Genomic DNA, 23,156 nt, shown 5'->3' with positions numbered 1-23,156 from the left:
GGGCGCCCTCCCTTCTGTCCAGGAGTAGCGCGTGACGGCAGACAACCCAATCAGAAGCTTCGGCCAGGACTTCGCAAGCGCCGCAGCATTCAGGCTTGGCTTAGACGTTGCTGTGCTGATCTGGGACACGCCCGCCGGAATGCCGGCGTCAACCAAATACACGCTCGCCGCTTCGCGGTCGCTCGTTCCCCTCGTCAGCATCACCGTGCCGCGCACCGACGGCGGCCAGCGGATCTTCTGGGCGATGCGTCCGGGAGACGAACGCGAGCTCGCCGAGATCGCAGCCGATGGCGACATTCGTCACACCGCCGTGCTGGAACCGGCAAGGAGGCTCGCTTTTCTCGACCTGTCGGCCCAGCTTGCCGATCTTCGGCCCGAGGGGCGGCTGAAATTCCTCAACACCCTGCTGACGGTCTGGCGCAGCGCCTTCCGGCTGTCACGCGACGAGTTCTTCATCGGCATCGTGGATGATGTCATCCATGCGCTGAACCTTGGGCAGCGTTCGGCAAACGTCCTTTGCAGGCTCGCGCCTGGGCGCTACCTCGCCGAAACAAAGCTCAATTCCGAACTCGGCGAGATCAATGCGATCTATGCCCTGAGCCACGATGCGCTCCTGCCCCTTGCCGAGCAGTTCGCGGTGACTGGAAAGGTCGAACGCGGCCAGAACCGCTGCCATTTCATTGTCGACATGCCGCGCGCTCCACAAGCCCTGTCGCTGATGATCGTCGGAAAACGCGGCATCGCCGTCCGCGAACTGGCCCATCTGGGCGCCCGCTATCCGAGCCTGCAGGAATGGTGGCCGGAAAATGGTGCGACACCGGGCCTGCGCGAATTCGTCGTGCGTTGTCTGTCGGAAATGCCGGAAAACGGCATGGCGCTTGCGACCGACCTGCAACTACGCTCCCCCTTGCGAGCGCAGAAGGCGGCACCCTCTTCGCTCCACCCTGGCGCCGAAATCGACCTGGCACTGGCTTTGCCCGACGGACTGCTTGTCGGCGGCTGGACGCGGGACCCGAACGGAGCGCTCGCTGGAATCGACTATCTCCAGCTGGATGGAACAGCCCTGCCGATCGACGGCAACTGGTACGAGTTCCCCGGCTGGACCAAGGGAAAAGAGGAAGGCTCCAAGACCGACGTGACGGGCTTCGTCAGCTGGCTGCCCATGCGCGAGCCACTCGGCGCGCTGTTGCAACCGCGCTTCCAGATGCGGCTTGCCTCCGGAGCGGTCAGGCCTCTGATCCCCAAGTCGCAACCCTTCGACCCGGCAACGCAACGCAACCGCATTCTGCGGGCTGTTCCCCCCCAGCACGCAAACGATGCTGCGTTTCGCACGATTCTCGCACCTGCGCTGAAAGACGTCGAGCAGCGCCTGGGCAGAACCGTCCGGGTCGATCAGACAAAAGACTTCGGCCCGGTGCTCGAAGCACCGCTGGTATCGATCGTCGTACCTCTCTACCGGGTGCTCGATTTCCTGAGATTTCAGCTCTCGGGCCTGGCGACCGACCCGTTCGTCGCGGCCAATGCCGAAATCATCTACGTCCTCGATTCTCCGGAGATCCATGACGAAACGGAGCACCTGCTCGGCGGTTTCCATCTGCTTCACGGGCTCTCGATGAAACTCGTGGTGATGAACCGCAACGGTGGTTATGCCCGCGCCTGCAACGCCGGCGCGCGGTTCGCCCGCGGCCAGGTGGTCGTCATGCTCAATTCGGACGTCGTGCCTTGCGGTCCGGGCTGGCTTGAAACACTGGCTTTCCCGGTCCTTCGACAAAAATCCCTTGGCGCGATCGGGCCCAAGCTGCTTTTCGAGGATGGCTCGCTGCAGCATGCCGGTCTCTATTTCGGGCGCAGCAGAGAGGGCGTCTGGCTGAACCATCATTTCTACAAGGGCATGCCGGGCGCATACCCTCCGGCGCAGAAGGCGCGGCTCGTGCCGGGCATCACCGGCGCCTGCCAGGTGATGCGGCGGGAGGTGTGGGAACTGGTCGGCGGCTACGCCGAAGACTTCGTGATCGGCGATTACGAGGACAGCGATCTTTGCCTAAAGATCCGCCGCGCCGGATTTGACATCGCCTACGAGCCGGCCGCCTGCCTCTACCATCTCGAGCGGCGGTCGATCAGCCGCAGCCAGGATTACACCCGCGGCGTCGCCAGCCAGTACAATGCATGGCTGCACACCGTGCGATGGGATGCCGACATCAGCGCACTGATGCCGGCCACCCTCGGCGCCGAAGAGGCGGCAGCGCCGAGCGTCAAGACAACGGCCGCCAGGAGTGCCGCATGAACCAGACCGCCCTTCGCCAGACAGAGAGCTTCGAGCCGAGCGCGCAACGCAACGACGAGCGCATCGAAGGCATGCTCCAGGCCGTGCTTGCCAATCGCTTCCTGCCGCAACCGGATAAGGACAGCGTCTTTGTCGGCGACGGCAACTACCGGGCGGTCGGCGCCGAATTTCTCGGCCATTTCATCCGCATGGGCGGCTTGCAACCGAAAGCCAGCGTGCTCGATATCGGCAGCGGCATCGGCCGCATGGCGGTCCCGCTCACCCAGTACCTCGAGCCCGACCACGGACGCTATGTCGGCATCGATCCGGTAGAAGGCGGTGTCAAATGGTGCCGCGAGACCGTTACACCGGTCTATCCGAACTTTACCTTCCAGCATGTCGACATCGCCAACGAGCTTTACAATCCGAACGGCAGGATCAACGGCAAGGCGCTGAGGCTGCCCTACCCCGACCGTCATTTCGATTTCGCGATCATGACATCGATCGTCACCCACCTTCCTCCTGACGAAGTGCTCGTCTATCTGAGCGAAGTTGGCAGAATGCTGAAGCCGGGCGGTCGCCTGTTCATGACGGCCTTCGTCGTCGACGATGTGGCAGCCAGGAACGACGCCGGCACGCGCGATCAGCGCCTTGCCTTCAACCGCAGCGGCGATGGTCCCTGCTGGTTCGTTCCGGGCCTGCCGCCTCTTGCAGCCGTCGGGTTTGACGACGGCTTTCTCGATCGGGCCCTGCAGCGGGCCGGCCTTGCGATCGCCTTGAAGTCGCTCGGGCACTGGCGGGGTCGGGCGGCCCACCACTATCAGGATGTCTTCGTTGCCGAACGCCGGGGCGTCGCTGCATGACGAAACGCATTCTGGTTGCCGCGCACAATCATCCAGCCCTTCATCCCGGCGGCACCGAGATTTTTGCGCACGACCTCTTCCGAGCATACCAGCGCGCCGGCCACGAGGTGCTCTTTCTCGGCGCGACCAACCAGACGCACCGTCAGGTGCGCCCGGGCACGAGCTTTCAGGCCATCGGCTCGGCCGGCGACGAAGTCCTGCTGTGGTCGGGCCATTTCGACCGCTTCTTCATGAGCCAGATCGACCTTTACGGCGTCGTGCCTGACCTGACCGAACTGCTGCGCGATTTTCGGCCTGACGTGGTGCACATCCACCATCTGCTTCTGCTCGGCGCCGAGTTTCCGCACATCGTGCGCCGGACGCTGCCGGACTGTCGGATCGTCATGACGCTGCACGACTACTATCCGCTTTGCCACCACGACGGCCTGATGGTGCGCACCAGCGGCAAGGAGCTCTGCCACGCGTCATCCCCAGATCGTTGCCACGGCTGTTTCAAGGACATCCCGCTTGATCGTTTCGTGCTGCGCGAGCAGCATCTGAAGGCGCTGCTTCGGACCGTGGACCGCTTCGTCTCGCCAAGCCAGTTTCTCAAGCAACGGTTCGTCGACTGGGGGCTGGACGCCGAGAGCATCGATGTCATCCCGAATGGCCTTCCCCGCCGCGATACGCCTGGTCGAAAGGACAAGCAGGACAACGACCGCCCGATCTTCGGCTATTTCGGCAACCTCAACCCCTGGAAGGGGACCACGGTTCTGCTTGAGGCCGCCCGCCAGTTGATCGCCGACGGCCTGCGTTTCGAATTGAGGGTTCACGGCGCAGCACCGTTCCAGAGCGACAGCTTCAAGGACGAGATCGCCCGGCTGTTCAAGAAAACGGCACCGTCCGTGCAGCAGCGCGGCGCCTACCGGCGCGAGGATATCGCCGAGCTCATCGCCGCGGTGGATTGCACGATCGTGCCTTCCATCTGGTGGGAAAACGCACCGCTGGTGATCGGCGAGGCGCAGGCCCAGCGAAAACCCGTGATCGCCAGCAACATTGGCGGCATGGCCGAAATGGTTCAGGACGGGATGAACGGCCTGACGGTGGCGCCCAACGATCCGCGCGCGCTTGCCGCGGCGATGCGCCGCTTTGCAGAAACCCCGGATCTGAAGCGTCGCCTATCGGCCAACGCACGCAAACCCGACGATATCGACACCACCGCGCGACGATACCTCTCCCTCATCGACGCGATCGCGCCCCGGGACACCGCGGCGGCCTAAAGGAATGACCATGTCTGTAGCAGCCGACAAGCCGGACGTCGCACCGGAACAGAACAATGCAAAACCGCTGAAAGGCCGCGTGGATGCGATCGACCAGGGCCGCGTCTTCGGCTGGGCGTTCGATCCGGAAACGCCGGAAAAGCGGCTCGCCATCAGGGTGCTTCTCGACGGCAAGGTGATCGCCGAGGCGCTCGCCGACCGCAACAGGCCCGATCTCAAACGCAACGGCATCGGCGACGGCAACCACGCGTTCGAGATCGCCCTGCCCGAGATGGCGAGCGCGCGCAGCGCTGACCTCGTTGTCCTCGCGGCAACGGACAAGGGTGGCGAATTGCCGCTTCGGGTTCCCAAGCCCGACGAGCAGGCCGCCGAAGCGATGATTGCCGCCCCTCTCGCAAAGGTGCTCGACAAGCTCGACGTGCTGATGGCGGCGCAGCGACAGCTTCAGGTCTCACAGCGCTCCGCCATCAGGCAGAAGCTGGACGGCGACGATGCCGAAGGCGAAGCGCCAGGCCTCGGTGCGGTCAGCGAAGACGTCGCCAGCCTGCGTGCCGAAATCACCCAGCGCCTGACCGATCTCGACGTCCACCTGATGCGGCTTGATGGCGTGATCGCAGGCATGGAAAAAAGCCTGACGGCGATCAAGCAGCGCTCCAACGGCGATCTGAAGCCGGCTTTCCTGCTTCTTTTCGTGCTGGCGGGCTTTGTCGCCGGCGCGGTGCTTTGCCTCTTCCTGCGGACCTGAGTGGGCTCATGGCCAACACGGAGCTTGCTCTTTCCCCCGCCTCCACGCCGCAGCCGCTCGCACGGATCACCCGCAGCGGCCGGGTCGTCGTGTGCCCGCTCGACGAGACACTGATCTTCGTCCTTGGCGCGGCGGGCGCGTTGCCCGATCAGGTTGCGGTCGAGACGGACGACGATCCGTCCAGCCACGCGGTCGCCTCGATCATCAGCTGGCGGCTTGTCGCACCGCAACCGCAGAACACCCATGGCTTTGCAGCGCTTGTCCCTGTCGAAGGCGCCAGGCGCCTGCCCACCACGGTTCGCGTCGGAGCGAAACGCTACGTCGTTGCTCCCCGCGCCGTGTCGAAGGGCGATCTTGCCGCGATGCTGAAGGACGTGGCCGGCCCGCAGGCCGCCCATGTCTTCAGCCGCTTGATCGATATAATGATCGGCCTGCCTGCCAACGACGCGCGGCTTGAGGTGATCCTGTCGCTGTTGAAGGCCGGAACCGCTGCGGATGGCTACATCGAGCTGGTGGGCGAGAGCCACGACGACGCGATTGCGCTCAAAGGATGGGCGCAGGACATGCCGGCGGGTGTCACGAAAGCGATCGTCAAGAGCGAGCGTCCGGGTTTGGCGGAATGCACTGTGGCGGTGTTTCCGCGAAACGACGCACCCGAAGGTGCTACCGGCTTCGTCGGACTGTTGACATCAGCCGATTTGCCGCGCCCGCGCGACATCCAGGGCATCTACTATCGCGGCAGAGGCGCCTGGCGATACGTGGCAATCCACGAGCGCCGGCTGACGGCCGGCCCGCTCGAAACCCCCGGACACATCCGCGCGCTGTTGCTTCAGAGCCAGGGCTCGCCTCAGGTGTTGCTGCGGCTTCGCGAGGCCGCAAGCGGCTTTGACGGCACGGAGACGATTTCGAGCCTTCCGGTTCCCGTGCGTCTCGGCGTAGACGCGCTCTATCAGGATGACGGCGGTGCCATGCTGATATCAGGCTGGCTGCTCGATCCCGACGGCCATGTCACGGGCGTGCGCCTGCGTCGGCAGCGTTCGGTCGCACGCCTGGACGACGACTGGACCCGCAGCGAACGTCCGGATGTCGAGGAGGCTTTCACCGACCGGCCGGAATTCAGGAATGCCATCTCCGGCCACCGTCGCTCGCATGGCTTCGTCGCCTTCGTCGACGCGCTCGGCACGGAACCGGGCGCTGCCGTTCATCTCGAAGTGAGCCTCAACGACGGCCGTCGCGCCTATATGCCGCTGTTTCCCCTGCGGCTGCAGGCCCGCACGGCAGCCCTGCGGCTGCTCAATTCGATCGATCCGACAAGCTGGGCCCTGCCCGACATCCTCGACCGACAGATTGTTCCGTTCTTGAGCGCCGTGCGCGCGGGGAGCCCATCGATCGAGACCGTCCTTGATGCCGGTCCTTTCGACCAGGCGAACGGAACGGCAATCCTGCTGGTTGCCGGCGAGGCCGAAGACGATTTCGCCCCTCTGCTTGGGCTGCTCGCCCTCGATCCTGAGACGCGCAACGCCCCGATCGCTCTTGTCCTGTCGGCCGAACGGTTCCGCAGGCATGCAGCCCGGATCCGCAAGCTTGCGGAATTCTATCGTTTGCCGCTGCGCCTGGTGTCGGTGGCGGGGGCCGCCGACGTTGCCGACCTGTCGCAGGCAGCCGCAGAGACGGTCAGCAGCGAGGCCGTCATCTTGCTTTCGACCGGCCTGACGCCCGCCAATACCGGTTGGTACCGGACGTTGACAGATACCTATGAGGCAAACGCCGGAAGCATCATCTCGCCGACACTTGCCTATGAGGATCACTCCATCCGCTGGGCCGGCAGCACGTCAATCGATCGGCCGGATCTGCTTCAGTCGAGCCGCTATGCCGGCTATCCGGTCGGGGCCGTGAACCGCCTGAAACTGACGAAGGTCGCAGCCGCATCGCTCGATTGCTGCATCATGCCGCGTGCGGCCCTTCGCGAAACGGCAGGGCTCGCGCCCAGCTATCTCGGCGCTTCGCTGAAAGGCCTCGATGTAGCGCTACGGCTGAGCGGTAAGGGCTATGCCTCCTACTGGCTGCCATCGCTGCAGATGGTGGGGTCGGACGAAGCCCATGACGAGAATTCCGCCGCAACGGCAAGGTTTGTCGAGCAGGTCGATCGGACCATGTTTCGCGCACGCTGGATGCCTGCCGGCGGCATGGGCACCAATGAGATCGAAGGCACACATGTGATCGAAGAGGTGTCCGCATGAGTGAAAAACTGCGCGTCCTTGTGGTCTCTCACGGCCACCCGACCCATTCGCTCGGCGGCGCCGAGGTCGCATCTCATGCCCTGCACAAGGCACTGAACGGGCTTTCCGGAATTGAATCGATCTATCTCGCCCGCGTCGGGAACCCCGTTCCACGCCACGGCGCTTCGGCCCTGATGAGCCTTCGCCTTGCCATGGACGAGGTGCTCTACCACGCCGAGGATTTCGACCACTTCTTTCTCTCCAACGGCGATACGGATGCGATCAAGCGGGATCTGCTGCGCTTCGTCGGCGACATAAAGCCCGATATCGTCCACTTCCACCACATCCTCGGCTTCGGGCTGGAGGCGCTCTACGCCGTGCGCGATGCGTTGCCCAGAGCCCGCATCATCGTGACTTTCCATGAATACCTGCCGATCTGCCACAATCACGGGCAGATGGTGAAGCGCCCCTCCGGCCAGCTTTGCAACGGCGCTTCACCGATCAGCTGCCACGGGTGTTTTCCGGATATCCCGGTATCGCGCTTCGTGCGCCGCGAACATTTCGTGCGCGGCATGCTGAACCTTGCCGACGCCTTCATCGCGCCGAGCGCCTTTCTCGCCAACCGCTATGTCGAATGGGGGATCGAGGCAGAGAGGATCTTCGTGATCGAAAACGGCATCGTGCTCGGCGACAAGGCGCCGGCGCGCGAGTTGCCGACGCCTGCGGCGCGACGCAACCGGTTTGCCTATTTCGGCCAGATGACGCCGTTCAAGGGCGTGCACGTGCTGATCGACGCTGTGTCGCGCATCCCCAAGGAGATCTGGGGCGACGATTCCTCGCTGATGATCTTTGGCGGCAACCTCGAGCGCCAGCCAAAGGACTATCAGGAAAAGATGGGCAAGCTGATCGAGGACGCCGGCCATCGCGTGCGTTTTTACGGCGCCTACCAGAACCAGGACATGCCGCGGCTGATGCGCTCGGTCGACTGGGTGGTGATGCCTTCGGTCTGGTGGGAAAACTCCCCGATCGTCATCCAGGAGGCGCTGCACCACGGCCGCCCGATCCTCTGCTCCGACATCGGCGGCATGGCCGAGAAGGTCCGAGACCGCCTCGACGGCCACCACTTCCGCACCGGCAGCGCCCAGGATCTCGCCGACCGTCTGATCGACGTGCTGAAGACGCCGCGCGCCTGGGACAACCTGCGCGCAACGATGCGGCGCCCGACAAGTCATGTCGACTGCGCCCGGGAGCATGTTGCGCTCTACCGGAAGCTGCTGAAGGATGAAGTGCCGGCTGCGCCGAGCGCGGCTGTCGCGTGAGGTGCGACGAGCGCCATGTCACGGTGCTTATCCAGATCAAGGCATTCGGCCGAGGCGCAGCTGTGGTCAGGGCGCACGCGTTCCCACGCGCGTGCAAAGGACGCTCTAATGCTCTGATCCGCAAGCGTCCTTCTGACCGTAAGTGATTCCGCCTGAAAACAGGATGCTCTAGGCGTCGTCCAAAGGCGCAACGCTGTGGTCGCCGCTGCCGCTCCACCAGTGATGAAAATGATGCACCGGCCCCCGCCCCTGACCGACGGTCAGACCAGCCGCTGCGATGAGCGCGTCATGCAGATAGGCTTTGGCGGCCGTAACCGCGTCCGCAATCGGCTTGCCCTTGGCAAGGCCCGCGGCGATTGCAGCCGAAAGGGTGCATCCGGTGCCGTGATCGTTCCTGGTCTCTATGCGTGGCCGCGACAGGCGCAGCACACCCGCCTGGCTATAGAGGAAATCGATCGCATCCCTGCCCTTGGCATGCCCGCCCTTCATCAGCACCGAACGTGCACCGAGTTTCAGAAGCATCTCCGCCTGACGCGCGACCTCGGCTTCGGTTTCAGCGATCGCCCGTCCGGTCAAGAGCGCCGCCTCGGGCAGGTTCGGCGTCATCACAAGCGCAAACGGTAGCAGTTCCTCCTTGAGCGTCGCGATCGCATCCGGCCGCATCAAATGATCGCCTGAGGTCGCGACCATCACCGGATCGATGACAGCCAACCGGTCATAGCGCTTCAAGCCGTCCGCAATCACCCCGATCGTTTCGCGCCGCGACACCATTCCGATCTTCACCGCACCGATGGCGAGATCCGAAAACACCGCATCGATCTGAGCCGCAACGACCGCCGCGGAGATATCCTCCACCGCAGACACCCCACGGGTGTTCTGCGCGGTGACCGCCGTGATGACGCTGGCGCCATAGACGCCCAACGCCGAAAACGTCTTCAGATCCGCCTGGACCCCGGCCCCTCCACCGGAATCCGAGCCTGCAATGGTAACGGCAATCGCAGTCATCGGCCCACCTGCACAAGGCCCAAGTCTTTTCGGTTCGAAATATCAAAAGCACACACCAGCAAAGCGATCTCCCTGAACAGACGGAGACCCGGGCAAAAGCGCAAAGACAGCTGATGAGCGGAGGAGCCCTTGCCGTTCCTACGCCGGTATGATCCGGATCAGGTTCAAGGGTCTGGCTCACCGCCATCTCAGCACCGTGACGGTGCGCCCCTGGGCGGGAGGGATGCTAGGGGAGTGGGGGCGGGGATGTCAATCGCCGGAGTTTGCCGATCGGGTGTGACGGTTCGATCCCATTGGGGGAATCCAAGGTGTAGCAATTGCGAGGAAGGCCCCTATTGTCGTTACGACATTAGAAGCTTTCTACCTGAGCGTTCTACTTCATAGGCGCGCTGACTCTATTTTTTTGTCGAACGCAACGACGCACAGGCAGGAGCTCGAAGTTGCGGTTCGGAACGTCCTTCGTCCATTCCGGTGCAAAACCGATGCCAAGACCCGTGACATGCAGTGCGACCTCGGGGAACTTCCGGCCGATGCGGGCAAGAAACGCCGGCAACGCGCCGATGGTCGCCGGGTAAACTGTTCCGATCTTGATCCTGCGCGCCGCCTTGCCGGCCGCAGATCGCGCCACGTCCATCGACAACCCGACATCGCCAATGATCGGAACCGCTCGATCGTAGAACACCTCCCCCGCCCGCGTCAGCTCGACCCTCCGCGTCGATCGATCCAGCAGTCGGACACCCAACTCCTTCTCCAACGCCTGGATGCGCGCACTAAATGCCGGCTGAGCAACGCACATCCGCACTGCCGCCCGATTGAAGTGCAGCTCCTCGGCCACGGCGACGAAGAACGAGACTTGGCGAAGTTCCATCGCAACCTCCTTTGAAGGTGCAGCAGCCATGGATGTACGGCAACTGGTCGCTCTGAATCTTCGACGATTGCGGGTTGCGCGACAGATATCGCAAGATGATCTGGCGCTGGCGGCAGGTATCGAGCGCTCGTACGCCTGTCACCTAGAGCGCGGTGCCAAAAACCCCACTATTGTTACACTTCAAAAACTCGCTCAAGCTGTGGAATGCGAGATCGGCTCACTCTTGAGCAAGTCCCAGAAGGCACAACTGCTATAGAGCCGCTCACGACCTGGCGACGAGCGGCCGCAACAAGGACAAGGTAAGTGTCCGGAAAACAGAGAGAAATGCCGTGGGTCCGACATTCGCCGATGCGCCAGTTTCCGCCAAAAGATACCGTCCTATACTATATGCGACACGAGTAGTTTCGGGCGAAAGTCGGCCTGAACTTGCTCTCAGGCAGGCACGCCCCGGATTTTTGCCGCGGACACGATTTCAGCGGCGCCACCAACTATAAGTAGAATTCAAGTTAAGTAACATCGAGATATCCGAGTTCAGACGACTGAAAACACAGCGTGATCAGAACACGCATCTGAATGCGCCTGCGGGCGAACGCGACGCTCGACAATGCTGCTAAAGGAAGGTAGGGGCGACTCCCACAGTCAGACGAAAGGCTGTTGCGCATTTGTTGAGCTAACCATGGCGTCGCGCCACCACCGGACGCTGCCATGCGCGTCGAACGCTTCCCGCAACAACTCTACCCGCGCTCGCTTGACGCTCAATCGGCGGCCGCACATCGGAACGGAGCGGAGTAATGGAGGCAACTCAAAAGTTGGGGTCTGCGGATGCCTTCGAGTAATTACCAAGTGGACCAAAAGCAGTCGAAAAAGAAGAAAGGTCGATGACAGCGCCTTAAACCGAGCGTCCTGGGTCAAGACCATTGCGCGTCCTATGACCACCGGTCACGACGACCCGCTCCGCTGCTATCTCGCGCAAAGATTGACCTGCCCCAAGCCCGCCTCATCGGGATGGGATGTAATCTATGACCACCAAAGCTGCGTCTTTGCACGCCGGAACACACCTACGAATTATCTGGGATTGGAAGTCGTGAGTCCCGACACCCGCTGCTGAGGCCAATTACGACGCTTTGTTGCGCCCCCATCGGAGTCGCTTAATTGTTTCGTGCACGCGCCAAGCAGTAGATGCCCGAATTCGCCTAAGTTCGCCTGCCAACCGTTCGACTTCGGCCACCAGACACCTGGATTCGTGTAACGCTTCGTTAAGGCGATTATCCAAAGAATCAATTTTCTTTCGGCACGCTTCCATTTCGATATCCGACATTGCCCAGCCGTCTTCCGCTATTCGCGACTGGGCTTGATAGGTCGCAGTTTCCGTGCGCGCTGCTGCGAGTTCCTTTTGCGCAGTCGCGGACTTTTCGTTCGCAGCCTTCAATGCTGGGCGAATAATTTGCAAGTCGTCCCAGGCCAAGCGAGCAGTAAGATCTCGCCCTGCCTGCCGGATTGCGGCAGTCCACTCCTCTGAATCGGCGTTTAGGAGATCCGCGTAGGCTTGCTGCTCAGGTTGACCCGAGGGAATTGGTACCCGTAGTGCCGCCGGCCACCAATCAGCAACATCAGCGATAGACAGCATACTCGCTAATTGCCTCATCCCAGATTCTCGAGAGCGCTTCCATTTGGCAGAGAAGTGCAACACCGTGGGCTGCCGACAATGGGCCACGGCGGGTTCCGGGTTTTCACGGACTATGCGCTGCCATAAGCGCCAATCGGCAGCAGCCGGAAGGTCTTCCGGCCAAGAATCCAATGATGGCAGGCTATCAGCTCGATAAAGAAAGCAGCTCGCCGGGATCGTATTCTTGCGCTCCATAAAATGCGAGAGTTCGTCCGGCATTTCAAGGTTCGTTAGGAATGGAGCTGCTATGCCGTCGGTCGAAACCCAAAAGGCCTGACTGTGAGCAATGGCGGCGCCGTGTCCGAGAGCCTTTATCAGAAGTTCAAAATGATCCCGCAGTACAATATCATCATCCGCGGCAAAGCCTATGAACCTCCCCTGCGCTTCGCGGAGAGCGATGTTCCTATTCGCATAGCCGAAATGAGGCGCCTTCGGCAGGTCGAAGAAACGTATGCGATCATCCTTGAAGCCGTGAACCACATCCGCGGTGCCTGGGGCGCAGCCGTCGCCAACTATAAGGAGTTCGAAATCACCAACGGTTTGCTTCAAGACAGATTCGATCGCGATTCCGATGACGTCGACCCGCGTATGGGTCGGCATTAGAATGGAAATTAGTGGCTGGCTCACCATCCCTTGGCGCCTTCAAAGCTGTACGGGATTAGATCGGTGTCAATCGGAAGCCGATATTTGTCAGGGCTCGAATGATCGTATTGGATCGTTGGGAAATTAACGACAACAACATCGGAAGTACCGATGTTGTGATCAGCATGCCAAACGAATTTCGGTACGTTGACAAGTCGAGGTCGGGTGCCGGACAGATAGACCTTGCAGATTTTGCCGTACGTACTCGATTTTGGCCTTGGATCGTACAGTACAAGTTCCAATTCTCCGCTCAAGACAAAGTAACGGTCCTCATGTTGCTTGTGTAGTCCCCATCCCTTTACGATTCTGGGCCGGATCGTAAAGACGTAGGAAAAGACGAGCGGATCGGGATGCCAACCCCACCTGGGATCATATATCTCGGTGACGCTACCGCGATCATCGTCGTGTCTGATGCTCTCGTGAAAGGACATCCCATCTAACAGGGGCGCAGTACTTCTCCTTTGCTCATCGACAGTTCGCTGGTCCTGAACGGCGGTTGCCAAAGTCTCTTCTAGCAGATCACGTGGTTGCCCTGTTTCAGCCTTATCCTGCACGTATTCCCCTCCAAAGAACTATGTTCAGCGACATGCCATGCTTGAAAGACGGACGCCATAGCTGGTGTCGATACGCGCAATTGCGAAATTAGTAGCTCGTCCGCCAAATTTGTGATCGAGTGTATTCATCACTCCACCTGATCAGAGTTATGCCCCACGTTTTGTCTGTTTGACGCCTATGTTCGGTTAAGCCTTCGGATGGATCGTCTCGAGGCGACCGAGAGCTCATAGAATACGGCCAGGTACGCAATGACGTACACGGCATGGTGCCCCTGAGTTTCGGTCATCGGAAACTTGCCGGTAATCGTCGTCGGCCGTGTCCACGTTGTCAGCTATCGTGTAGTCGCCGCCGACCACGTCCGAATCCGTTGATGTTGATGTTGATGTTGATGTTGATGTTGAAGTGATAGTGCGCCTTATCGAGTACTCAAACGCGCGATGATGGTTCATCAGATCATAATCGGCTGAAGCCATTCTAGCGGCAGGCGGTCTTTAACGTGATGTCCTTGGGTGGGTTAGTCGAAAAGACGTGGGTAGTCCTCGATGAAATCCAGCGCAAGATTTACCTGGAGCGCCCACATATCGCCATGTTGACTCGATGGAGAGGAGCACAGTTAAGTCAACATTCTCCGGCTTCTAAAATGATCAAATCACTTCCGAAAAAAATTTTCGCTGGGACCGTTCTACTGCACTTGCTCAGCTACAATCAGTCCAGCGCTTCTACGTGTGAAGCAGGCATTCCGGTGTCTGTTGGTGACGGCCGCAAGGGCATACAAATCGATAGCAGTTGGTCCGGCGCGACCGTCCCATTTGATGCGATCGCTCGCGGCGACGTGGTCTACTTTGGCTACTACGATGCCGATAGGTGGCTGACCGTTGCGGATCTCAATCTTAATTCGAGTGTCGTGTGTCGCTCCCGTCTACCGTCTCAATTTTCGGGCTGGGACAGCCACAATAGGGTGGCCCTTGCCTTTGACCGGAACGGACAACTTCACATTGCCGCCAACATGCACGGCAGCCCTTTGGTCTACGGTGTGTCGGCTAGACCGGGTAACATCAGCGACATCTCCATGTCTCCAATGATCGGCCGTGATGAGGACAAGGTCACATATCCCAACTTCATCAACGGGTCGGACGGCAATCTGTATTTCGTGTACCGTAACGGCTTAAGCGGTGACGGCGGATGGTTCGTGAATGTGCGTGACGGAGAAACCTGGCGACGCGCGCTTAGCGCTCCAATCTTTGCCTCGACCTGGGAAGGTTCGCCGACGAGCGCCTACCCTTCCGTCTTCCGAGTGTCGAAAGATGGCTACGTTCATTTAGCGGTCGTTTGGCGACGCTCCCCTGACTTGGCGACCAATTATGCGATAACCTATGCGCGCACCCGCGATTTTGTGAGCTGGACAGACCAGAACGGCAAGCCGATTACGACGCCAATTGACCCGGGCAGCAGCACGATGATCGAAGCCACCGGAGAAAACCAGGGTCTACTCAACTCAGCGCGAGTCAGTGTGACGCCTGCCGGGGTCCCCATAGTGACGTACACTCGCTATGGTCCCGACGGGAAAAACATTATTGTTGCCGCATCACCATCCGCAGGAGAGTGGCGTCGGTCAACCATTGCGGCCGCCGGCAACCAATCGCTTGCTGCGGGCCTAGGAACGGTGCCAAATTTGCCAACGTTTGGAGATCTGAGCTTTAGCGACAGCGCGATAGCCAGCGTAACCATCAATTTTCCCGGAGAACCGCCTCGGCGCGTCTTGTTCGACACTGATACGCTCTTGGTCGCTGATGCGCGAATCATAGGCCCTAGACCAGTTGCGGCATCTCCCCTTAAAGTTTCAGCCCCACCGGGTCTCACCGACGCACGCCTAAACGCACGCGGAATTAGAATCGACGGAATGGGCGAGAGGACGACCGGTTCAATGGTCTACTTTTCTCAGGGCCTCAATCGAGATCAGCCACGGGAATGCACCTCATCCGAACCTAGGGTGTGCGTCCCACCTCCATCACCGCTGATATTCGTGCCCTAGGCCTTGGCCTCGTGAAACGCACTGCGCGAGAGCAATTTCCGCACACAGCAGTGGCGAAGCGATAGACGCGGCCTCCATTCCGCTATTGGCTTATGATTGCTTTCCCCTTGGGGCGGTTGCATAAGAGAGAATGGATGCTGTGGGCGTGGAAAAGTTTAAGTGCACGAGCCCTTTCGCCGTGCTCTAACCGTTGTAATTGATAGATCGCCAGATAAGACTCAGGAGGTGGACTTTGATCGGATCGGACGCGCGAGCGTAATGATGCGGCTCCCCAATCGAAAGAAACTTGCTGATGGAAACTTCCTCGCGCTTACTAACTTGATCGAAAGCTACGGCGCCGCAATGATCGCCAAACAAGAACGCGACTGCTAGGCCCTAGAAGAAAAAGTCGATCGCCTTCTTTCATTCCGGGAAACTTGGTAATACCGCCGCCCGAAATGAACGCCTAGCCAATGCTGCTGCTAAGGGGGAACACATGCGCTCGGTGCCTTGGATGACGGATGACTCCGTCGAATTCATTTGCAATTTCACAGCCGGGACGAAGGATCGGACGCATCAATTGCCCCGAGTTCTGGAGTTCGGTTGTGGGGCAAGCACGCTCTTTTTTGCGTTCAAGTCCTCGGTACTCATAAGCTTCGAACACGACGCCGCGTGGAGCAAGAAAGTGACGGGCCACTTAGAAATCGAAGGGATAGATCACGCGCGCGTGCACCTTCTCCCGCGACCATACTCAACCAAGGTTGCAGAGCTTGTAGGTGGCGCCAATTTTGACTTGATATCTATCGACGGGCGAGACCGCCTCCTCTGCCTTAAGGAGGCATTGAGGCAAGACCTTTTGGCAGCCAACGGGATAATCGTAATCGACAATACGGAGCGCATTACCACAGAAGACAAGCGATACGCTCCTATGATCGACGAGCTCGACAATCACGGCTTTAGGTACACCCACTTCGAGCAGCTCGGCATGGATCGTACCGGATGGATTGCCCCGCATCGGTGGCTGACAACTGTTGCATGGAAGGCGGCGGGATTGCAGTACACCTCAAAAGGGCTTCAAATCTGACAGACTGTCTAAGCGACTGCGGACTAATATGTCCGTCTTCACAACCTATCTCGTAAGCAAAGCGATCTGAAACCGAAGCTTTGAGAACCGGGTTAGCCAGTTGTCACAGGGATGGCGTACGCGCCGGCCCGGCTTCCCCAATTGGCCGATCTGATCGAACAGGATCGCCTAATACGAGCGCACGTCTCAGAAAAGCGAAACCGCCTACTCTCAGTTGATTATCAACCGAGGCGAATCATGGTCCCTGACGAAATTGCCAGAGCAGCATGGAGCCTTTCGGCCCGTCACCTTACGCGCGGGCACGCGACCCGACGAAGATGTTCGCTGAGGCTATTGCCCCGGAACGGCAACGCTGTTTGGAAATCGCCACCGAATGTTGCGGCGAAAGCAGCGACGTCGTCAGAGAAGTCGCGGAACGGTAGACGAGAGGGCCGGCATGGACAAGCACCCCAAGCGCGATCGGGAACTAATAACGATTGTTGTAGCAGCGATCGGCGCATTGCTTGTAATCGCGAGCGCATTGCTGTTCGTCGTGGTCTGAATTCGCGAAGGGCACTGCCGCCGCTGCTTTCGTGGTGCGTTGAAGACGTCATATAATATCGGGCAAGAAAAGCCCCTCTCGTTAGCAGGGATGCTTGGCGTGCTATGCAGCTTGAGCGTCAGTCGCCCATATCTATAGCATTGTTCACTGCGTTTACGCCTGTGTTTGCTACCTGCAGCGGTTTGCCGGCGATGCCAAGCAGCTTCGAGATGTCTGTCGTAAGGTGAGGCGAAAGGCGAAACATAGAACCTAGAAACATAGAAACATAGAAAGATAGAAAGATAGATGATGTCGCGATTCTTCATCGGGAACGTCTGTCCTGCCAACAGACTGTCTGGGCGGCTCGTGTCGAAACTGTAGACCAGCGAAACTCGGCCATCTCTATCTCGGCGTCATTTAAATGTCGCAACGGTCGCGCTGGCCAATAAGACCGCAAGGGTCGCATGAGCAGTGATGACCACCGGCCAGAATTATCGCGCGACTGCGTGAGGCAACCGTGCCCGAATTTCGGTAATGCGACGGCGATTGAAGTGATGGCAATCCGGTCGGACCGGAATCGACCGAACCCGTTGGACCTATCGGGCGACTGTGCCCGTCAACGTAATTGGGTGTCGATCCACGTATCTCATCGAGGTCAGCAGCACGCGCTGCAAAAGCTCCGAGATTGCAACGGCGACGCTCTGGCAGATCGAGGAAACCATCCGCGGCAAAAGCCCCGAGGCCCGTGTCGCGGCGCGTCAGCAAACCTCTGCGGTGGTTGTCACCGATTTCTACGCCTCTGGCAGAAGACCCTGCCGCGGGTCTCCGGTAAATCGAAACTGGCTGAGGCGCTCCGCTATGCGATCTCGCGTCGCGCCATCTTCGAGCGCTTCCTGACCGACGGCCGCATCGAGCTCGACTCCAACATCGTCGAGCGAGCAATCCGACCCCAGGCGATTACGAGAAAGAACTCCCTCTTCGCCGGTAGCGACGGCGGGGGACGGACCTGGGCAACCATCGCGACGCTGTTGCGGACTGCGAAGATGAACAATATCGATCCGCTTAACTGGCTCAGTCAGACCCTCGAGCGCATTGCCAACGGCTGGCCGAGCAGTGAAATCGACGCGCTTGAGTCTTCGGTTGCGACGACAGCTCGATTAAAAATCTTGCATTGATCAACCAGGCATCTGATGCTGCAGTTAACGGTCAGTGGAACGGGGTCGACGTGAAGAACTAGGTTCGCGTGACCATGGATGACATCCGTCACACGGCTCCCTCGAAAACGGTACTTGTTAGCGGGTCTTCGACGTTCCTAAAGACCAGCCGCATCACTGCAACAGGTGTTTTCCCGAATGCAGTAGCGCTGGTTTATGAGGATAGCTCGGGCGGCAGCAATCACTGCAGGCAACATAGAAATCGCCAATGTCGAAAACGGAGGTGCAGTGACAATTACTGCCACGGCCGGGGCCGTCGCGACTTACGGGAGCTTGAAGATATGCAAAGGCGAGAGATATCTCACTTCTGGCTTTGTGCGTGCACTTAAAGGCGGCACTGCAGGAGACCTGGTGTTTTACCTGGGTTTCTCCGGAACAGCCCTGGCAGCGTTCGGGTGGACAGATCGTCGATCTCTGAGCGCAACGCGAAAGCCGCTGGCGCTACTGTCTCGCACTGCCCAAGTGGCGTCCTGCGTATCACCCAGTCGGGCGACCTTACTTTCCAGCTCTTGGCGGAATCCTCGGGAAGCAACTCCTCGGTAACAATTGGTGACGCCCTGATGAGGAGAACCAACTTTGACACTGGTATCGAAAAGGTTGCATCATCAGAGCGCAACGAAAAAGGGGCGGGTCGAGATGGAGCACCAGACATTCAAATACAGGGACTATGATGTCCCTGTTCACCTGGCGAACAAGACGGGTGGTGGGCCGGAAAACTTTGGTGAGATAGCCCTTCATCATCAGAGCCTAATCCATCATTGGATCGATATTCGCCCGAGTGACCGTGTCTTTGAAGTTGGTTGTGGGATCGGGCATGACGCCATTCCACTTGCTGAAACACTCACGACCGGTGTGTATCAAGGGATCGATTTGATCAGGCCATCTGTTGATTGGTTGAATGAGAATGTCGCGTCGAAGTATGCAAACTTCTCTTTCCACCACCTCGATATAGAAGACGATCTACACCACCCAACCGGGAAAATGCGGGTGGAGGACGTTCGGTTGCCGGCGGGGGCGCGGAGCGTAGATAAGATCTTTCTTTTTTCGGTATTCATTCACATGTACCGAAATGAGATCGGCCACTACCTGAAGGAATTCAATCGAATTTTAGCGCCTGGCGGGAAAGGTTTTCGCGACCTGCTTTTTCATGGATGACGCAATCCTTGCGAAGGCGAGGGAAACGAACCTCACCCAGTGGGATCTGCGATTTGAGCACGAGATCGAGCCGGGATGCTATATCAACAATCCAGAGTCTCCGCGCGGGGCGACGGCTTTTGCGAAGGGCGCCATAGAGGCAGCAAACGCTTCCTCTGGACTTAAGATAGTCAACTCTTTGAACGGGACTTGGTCCGGGTACCACGAACATTGCGATGATGGGCAAGACGTCATCATCTTGCAAAAGCCCCAGTAACAACCTTTCTGTTTGCTAGTGGTAGGTCTCTTGGCTAACAGAGTAGAAAACATGCGCCCGATCAAGCTTGGAATCTTCAGCAGCCGCTAGTTGTCATCGGCTGCAGTAGCCTCCACAGCATTGCACCTCAGTTTGTTTCCGTGGTAAGGCGGCCGCGCCGTTCGGGAGAAATGTAGTGAATCGCATTCGCATCTTGTTTCTCGTTTCGACACTCGAGGAACCACGCCATGGATATGGGCAATTGACTTAGATCACGACGAACAGCGCGATCTTCATACGGCGGCTCGAGCGCCATTCCAATCATAGCCCACCATGCCCCGACGGCATCATGCCGTCGCTGGCTTCACATCCCGTCATCAAACGTAAGCGACAAGCTGACCCCATCTGGCGTTGGTAGCGTTGGCGCCTGTATTGCGGACGGACGATTCACAAACTGTGAGCTTCTATGTCTGCGCCTAGCTCTGGAACTAGAAACTTCCATATGATCGAAGCCGTTCCGGAACGGCTCGAGGGTGCGCCGCGGCAGTTTCGGCGGCGCTGGTCGGATGACATCCGTCACAACTATTTGACTGGCGTCGTGATGCTCGTGCCTGACTAGTATCCCGAACCGGAACGATACGCACATCATCTGACGTTATGAGTTCAGCGGTCTGCGAGCGAGAAACACTTCGGTGTATTCTCCCAAAATTCCATGCGTCGCATCGGCAAAGCGATACACACGGACATCGAATGGCTTCCACTCCGCTATCTTTTTATGGATATCGTAGCCATAATCGACCGTCACAAGTGCACCCTTGTCGCTGACAGGATTGCCGTGCCACTCCTCGGGCTTGAGGTGCGTCAGCGTTCCATCGTGGTTGAAGACGACACGCCGTTCGACGGCGTCAACCTGATTGTTGCGGACGGGCCACGTGCTGATCATGGCGCCGCCAGGTTTCAGGGTACGCCAAATTTCATTGATGCACGCCTCTGGATCCGGAATGTGTTCCAAAACGTCCAGCGAAATAAAAAGGTCGAATGCCCTATCCTCAAACGTGAGTTTCTGTAGATCCTCGTTTCTGAATTCCCGTTCGGTCGATCCGCGTGGAAGATCCGGATAGAACTGAGTTTGAACTAAGTGTCTCGCTTCACGGGCGAGCTTGACCGAAATCCCCCGGCTTATCGGAGACGATTCGTGAATCTGCAAATATCGCCAATGTGGAAACGTTTCCTCCAAGACGAGCGCCAAAGCACGCTCTCTGGGAACCGACCCATTAGGACATGTTGAGCAGATCAATCGGCCTCGAAACCACTCGCCGGACGCCTGGAATGATGCGTGCTTTTGGCATATAGGGCAGAAGCCCTCGTACTTCTTGAAAAAACCTGACAAAATCCATGTCCTCTACCGCGTCCGCAGCGCACGTTATCTTGCACGAGCGCATGTTGCAAACTCGCGCTAGCATGTCCTGCGAATGCAGCGCCTAAACGAGATAAACTTCCCGGTTTCGGTAGAGATTTGAACAGATTGGGCTCTTATACCTACTACCCTTACTCTCTCGAGCGTGATCCATCTCAAACTGCAACTTCTATTGTTTCCCCCAATCCAGTGCCTGCGAGCAGCCTCCGTCGCCACTGATTTTCGCGCCATAGATAATGCCGCCTGCACTCTTGGTAGGTTGGGTACGACACCGTCGACAACATGTCGACATTAGACATTCCCGTAAATTCTTGAGCTCACAAAAACGACATTTGCACGCCGCAGAATGGGTGCCTTTGCAATCCACTCCATCGTTTGTTCAAATAAATGAAAAACACCAAAGCCGAATGGTTCGAGGAAGCCATTCACATCATCGTACAAAACATGGTATTTGTTGTATCTATTGAGACTAACCTCGCATTCTACGAAGTCGGTATTTTGGAGCATATGCGACGCCCCCCGCAATACCTCGAGGTCATGCCCTTCCGTATCAATTTTGAGATAGCTGATGCCGGAAATCTGGCGACCCGAACAAATATGATCAACCGTGCTCATCTGCACCACATGATCGCCACGACGCCGATCGACTCTGTTCATCTCAGAGTTATCTCCGATCGTCATGTGAGCCGTCCCCTCTGACGCGCCGAGCGCTAAATTTAATATGGTCACTCCGCTACAATCTATGGTCTGCACACACGCAGCCTCATACGTTGACAACACCGGTTCGAACGCAAATATTCTCGCCAACGGAAGTTCCTCATGGAACTGTTTTGTTAGATTTCCGACATTGGCTCCAACGTCGAAAACAACCTCAAATTTGTAGCCTGGCACATGTTTTCGGATTTTTGCAAAGGGCTCGTACATTGGGATCACATTCCAAGAGCGGGCATTAAGCACCCGCAACTCTTATACGAGGTATCTCCGCTGATAAAATAGCCTCCTACATTTACCGAGTCTACAATTTAGACGGAGCTTGCACAGATCCCTTGGGTAAGCGCCGAAAGGTATGCCGTACCCAAACTTTCCGTTGGCTCCAGCACGGCACCCTCAGCCCATTCATTCCAAGCATTAACGAACAGAAGCGGCGCATCAATACTGCCAGATTGGAACTTTTCGCGGCTCACATCGCTGGCCCTTCGGACCCAGGCTGCAAACTTTGCCGGCGTGCTACCAACAACGACATGAGCATTCTTCGACCTGCGCGGAGAGTTATCCCAATCAGGCGTCACTCCGGGATACATCCTTTCAAAACCGTCCACGCGCGTTAGCGCGGCCTCAACGATGGCGTCATAAGATTCGAAATAATCTTCGCGAGACGTATCGAAAGGGCTGACCGTTTCGACATCAATCAATTTGCGAGGGAGATTGCGAGGTAGACGATGCGGCGGGAACTGTACAACTGAATCGACGTCCCGCAACATTTCGAGTCTGAGACCAGGTGAGAAGACACATCCTATCGTCAGTTCCTGCCCAGTCCGAGACCAAACCGCCTGCCTAAGTTCTTCTAACCAAAGCTTACGGTCAGGGATCCGCTCAACCTGGTAGATGAGCACGAATGGCTTCTCCTTGATCCGGATATACCGCGGATCCTTCGTCGCCTCGACAAGGTCGGCAATAAGCCCCTGTTTCGTAACGTCGTCGTATAATTGTTCGAGCAGCAAATCGTCAGACTTACCATCCCACGCTCGCGTCCAGCTTTCATTGGCCCAACAAAACATAAATGGAAAATCTGGGCGCCCCCCGTCTAAATACGAATGAAGTGGCCGCTCTAGAAGGCGCCGGCTTCCCATCCGATAGTAGTAAAAGCAAAAGCCGAAAACGCCGGCAGCACGGGCTAAGTCAGCTTGCTCCTCAAACACCTCCTGACTACGGAGATCGTAAAAACCTAACGCGCCGGGCAGACGTGGCTGGAAGTGTCCATCGAACAACGGTTTAGCTTTCACCACACTCCGCCATTCACTGAAACCCTGTCCCCAATTGATATCATTGATGGCGTTTGGATAGAACTGAGGAAGATAAAAGGCAATTGGCTTAACATCTGTCATAATAATAAACT

At 58.4% G+C, this 23,156-nt stretch carries 15 protein-coding genes, 2 pseudogenes and 1 riboswitch; of the genes and pseudogenes, 11 read left to right on the top strand and 6 right to left on the bottom strand.

The features are described 5' to 3' along the window. Positions 1 to 31 precede the first annotated feature (31 nt). Genes VGO12_RS31565 through VGO12_RS31540 form a run of 6 tightly spaced genes read left to right on the top strand, consistent with a single transcriptional unit; the run spans position 32 to position 8,668 of the window. Positions 32 to 2,284 carry a glycosyltransferase family 2 protein gene (locus VGO12_RS31565; protein WP_327516679.1) on the top strand — a complete coding sequence of 751 codons (2,253 nt, stop codon included), beginning with the start codon at positions 32 to 34 and terminating at the stop codon, positions 2,282 to 2,284. Next, positions 2,281 to 3,126 (top strand): class I SAM-dependent methyltransferase, encoded by an 846-nt coding sequence (locus VGO12_RS31560; RefSeq protein ID WP_327516678.1) that lies wholly within the window; start codon positions 2,281 to 2,283, stop codon positions 3,124 to 3,126. Before VGO12_RS31565 ends, VGO12_RS31560 begins: the two co-directional genes overlap by 4 nt. Next, positions 3,123 to 4,385: a glycosyltransferase family 4 protein gene (locus tag VGO12_RS31555; RefSeq protein ID WP_327516677.1), complete on the top strand. Its 1,263-nt coding sequence runs from the start codon at positions 3,123 to 3,125 to the stop codon at positions 4,383 to 4,385. Before VGO12_RS31560 ends, VGO12_RS31555 begins: the two co-directional genes overlap by 4 nt. A gap of 10 nt (positions 4,386 to 4,395) precedes the next feature. Beyond that, entirely contained in the window at positions 4,396 to 5,130 is a 735-nt protein-coding gene (locus VGO12_RS31550; RefSeq protein WP_327516676.1) for a hypothetical protein, read from the top strand. Positions 5,131 to 5,138: 8 nt separating this feature from the next. Continuing rightward, on the top strand, positions 5,139 to 7,370 hold the full coding sequence (locus VGO12_RS31545; RefSeq protein WP_327516675.1) for a hypothetical protein: 2,232 nt from the start codon (positions 5,139 to 5,141) through the stop codon (positions 7,368 to 7,370). Continuing rightward, positions 7,367 to 8,668, top strand: coding sequence for a glycosyltransferase family 4 protein (locus VGO12_RS31540; RefSeq protein ID WP_327516674.1), 1,302 nt, complete (start codon positions 7,367 to 7,369; stop codon positions 8,666 to 8,668). The genes VGO12_RS31545 and VGO12_RS31540 overlap by 4 nt, the downstream gene beginning before the upstream one ends. 168 nt (positions 8,669 to 8,836) lie before the next feature. Here VGO12_RS31540 and thiD read toward each other — a convergent pair whose 3' ends face one another. Next, positions 8,837 to 9,673 carry a bifunctional hydroxymethylpyrimidine kinase/phosphomethylpyrimidine kinase gene (thiD, locus tag VGO12_RS31535; protein WP_327516673.1) on the bottom strand — a complete coding sequence of 279 codons (837 nt, stop codon included), beginning with the start codon at positions 9,671 to 9,673 and terminating at the stop codon, positions 8,837 to 8,839. Between the two features lie 118 nt (positions 9,674 to 9,791). Beyond that, a riboswitch (TPP riboswitch) is annotated at positions 9,792 to 9,895 on the bottom strand. A gap of 256 nt (positions 9,896 to 10,151) precedes the next feature. Further along, a pseudogene (locus VGO12_RS31530) lies at positions 10,152 to 10,541 on the bottom strand (LysR family transcriptional regulator); the annotation flags it as partial. Positions 10,542 to 10,569: 28 nt separating this feature from the next. Between VGO12_RS31530 and VGO12_RS31525 the strand changes: the two are divergent. Then, positions 10,570 to 10,797 (top strand): helix-turn-helix transcriptional regulator, encoded by a 228-nt coding sequence (locus tag VGO12_RS31525; RefSeq protein WP_327516672.1) that lies wholly within the window; start codon positions 10,570 to 10,572, stop codon positions 10,795 to 10,797. A gap of 858 nt (positions 10,798 to 11,655) precedes the next feature. Here the strand turns inward: VGO12_RS31525 and VGO12_RS31520 are convergent. After that, positions 11,656 to 12,837: a glycosyltransferase family 2 protein gene (locus VGO12_RS31520; protein ID WP_327516671.1), complete on the bottom strand. Its 1,182-nt coding sequence runs from the start codon at positions 12,835 to 12,837 to the stop codon at positions 11,656 to 11,658. Positions 12,838 to 14,044: 1,207 nt separating this feature from the next. On the opposite strand from VGO12_RS31520, the gene VGO12_RS31515 reads away from it, so the two are divergent. From VGO12_RS31515 to VGO12_RS31500, 4 genes and pseudogenes are all read left to right on the top strand, one after another. After that, on the top strand, positions 14,045 to 15,436 hold the full coding sequence (locus tag VGO12_RS31515; RefSeq protein WP_327516670.1) for a BNR repeat-containing protein: 1,392 nt from the start codon (positions 14,045 to 14,047) through the stop codon (positions 15,434 to 15,436). A 475-nt stretch (positions 15,437 to 15,911) separates the two neighbouring features. Beyond that, positions 15,912 to 16,499 carry a hypothetical protein gene (locus tag VGO12_RS31510; protein WP_327516669.1) on the top strand — a complete coding sequence of 196 codons (588 nt, stop codon included), beginning with the start codon at positions 15,912 to 15,914 and terminating at the stop codon, positions 16,497 to 16,499. A gap of 1,192 nt (positions 16,500 to 17,691) precedes the next feature. Continuing rightward, positions 17,692 to 18,194: pseudogene (locus tag VGO12_RS31505) on the top strand (IS66 family transposase); the annotation flags it as partial. Positions 18,195 to 18,809: 615 nt separating this feature from the next. Beyond that, positions 18,810 to 19,388, top strand: coding sequence for a class I SAM-dependent methyltransferase (locus VGO12_RS31500; protein ID WP_327516668.1), 579 nt, complete (start codon positions 18,810 to 18,812; stop codon positions 19,386 to 19,388). Between the two features lie 890 nt (positions 19,389 to 20,278). Here the strand turns inward: VGO12_RS31500 and VGO12_RS31495 are convergent. The 3 genes from VGO12_RS31495 to VGO12_RS31485 all read right to left on the bottom strand — a co-directional run bounded on the left by VGO12_RS31495 (position 20,279) and on the right by VGO12_RS31485 (position 23,145). Further along, positions 20,279 to 20,872, bottom strand: coding sequence for a class I SAM-dependent methyltransferase (locus tag VGO12_RS31495; protein WP_327516667.1), 594 nt, complete (start codon positions 20,870 to 20,872; stop codon positions 20,279 to 20,281). A gap of 459 nt (positions 20,873 to 21,331) precedes the next feature. Beyond that, positions 21,332 to 21,964 carry an FkbM family methyltransferase gene (locus VGO12_RS31490; RefSeq protein WP_327516666.1) on the bottom strand — a complete coding sequence of 211 codons (633 nt, stop codon included), beginning with the start codon at positions 21,962 to 21,964 and terminating at the stop codon, positions 21,332 to 21,334. Positions 21,965 to 22,062: 98 nt separating this feature from the next. Next, the gene (locus tag VGO12_RS31485) at positions 22,063 to 23,145 is read right to left on the bottom strand and encodes a glycoside hydrolase family 99-like domain-containing protein (RefSeq protein WP_327516665.1); all 1,083 of its coding nucleotides are present in this window, start codon (positions 23,143 to 23,145) and stop codon (positions 22,063 to 22,065) included. Positions 23,146 to 23,156 lie beyond the last annotated feature (11 nt).

The sequence above is a fragment of the Ensifer sp. genome (genome assembly GCF_035999135.1).
Taxonomy (GTDB): domain Bacteria; phylum Pseudomonadota; class Alphaproteobacteria; order Rhizobiales; family Rhizobiaceae; genus Ensifer.
The sequence above is the reverse complement of the archived record's forward strand: the minus strand, read 5'-3'. Positions and strand labels throughout refer to the sequence as shown.

Excerpts from the sequence above, each read along its gene's own strand:
- VGO12_RS31560 (WP_327516678.1), top strand. The coding sequence starts at position 2,281 with ATGAACCAGACCGCCCTTCGCCAGACAGAGAGCTTCGAGCCGAGCGCG.
- VGO12_RS31555 (WP_327516677.1), top strand. The coding sequence starts at position 3,123 with ATGACGAAACGCATTCTGGTTGCCGCGCACAATCATCCAGCCCTTCAT.
- VGO12_RS31550 (WP_327516676.1), top strand. The coding sequence starts at position 4,396 with ATGTCTGTAGCAGCCGACAAGCCGGACGTCGCACCGGAACAGAACAAT.
- VGO12_RS31545 (WP_327516675.1), top strand. The coding sequence starts at position 5,139 with ATGGCCAACACGGAGCTTGCTCTTTCCCCCGCCTCCACGCCGCAGCCG.
- VGO12_RS31540 (WP_327516674.1), top strand. The coding sequence starts at position 7,367 with ATGAGTGAAAAACTGCGCGTCCTTGTGGTCTCTCACGGCCACCCGACC.
- thiD (WP_327516673.1), bottom strand. The coding sequence starts at position 9,673 with ATGACTGCGATTGCCGTTACCATTGCAGGCTCGGATTCCGGTGGAGGG.
- VGO12_RS31525 (WP_327516672.1), top strand. The coding sequence starts at position 10,570 with ATGGATGTACGGCAACTGGTCGCTCTGAATCTTCGACGATTGCGGGTT.
- VGO12_RS31520 (WP_327516671.1), bottom strand. The coding sequence starts at position 12,837 with ATGGTGAGCCAGCCACTAATTTCCATTCTAATGCCGACCCATACGCGG.
- VGO12_RS31515 (WP_327516670.1), top strand. The coding sequence starts at position 14,045 with ATGATCAAATCACTTCCGAAAAAAATTTTCGCTGGGACCGTTCTACTG.
- VGO12_RS31510 (WP_327516669.1), top strand. The coding sequence starts at position 15,912 with ATGCGCTCGGTGCCTTGGATGACGGATGACTCCGTCGAATTCATTTGC.
- VGO12_RS31490 (WP_327516666.1), bottom strand. The coding sequence starts at position 21,964 with ATGTACGAGCCCTTTGCAAAAATCCGAAAACATGTGCCAGGCTACAAA.
- VGO12_RS31485 (WP_327516665.1), bottom strand. The coding sequence starts at position 23,145 with ATGACAGATGTTAAGCCAATTGCCTTTTATCTTCCTCAGTTCTATCCA.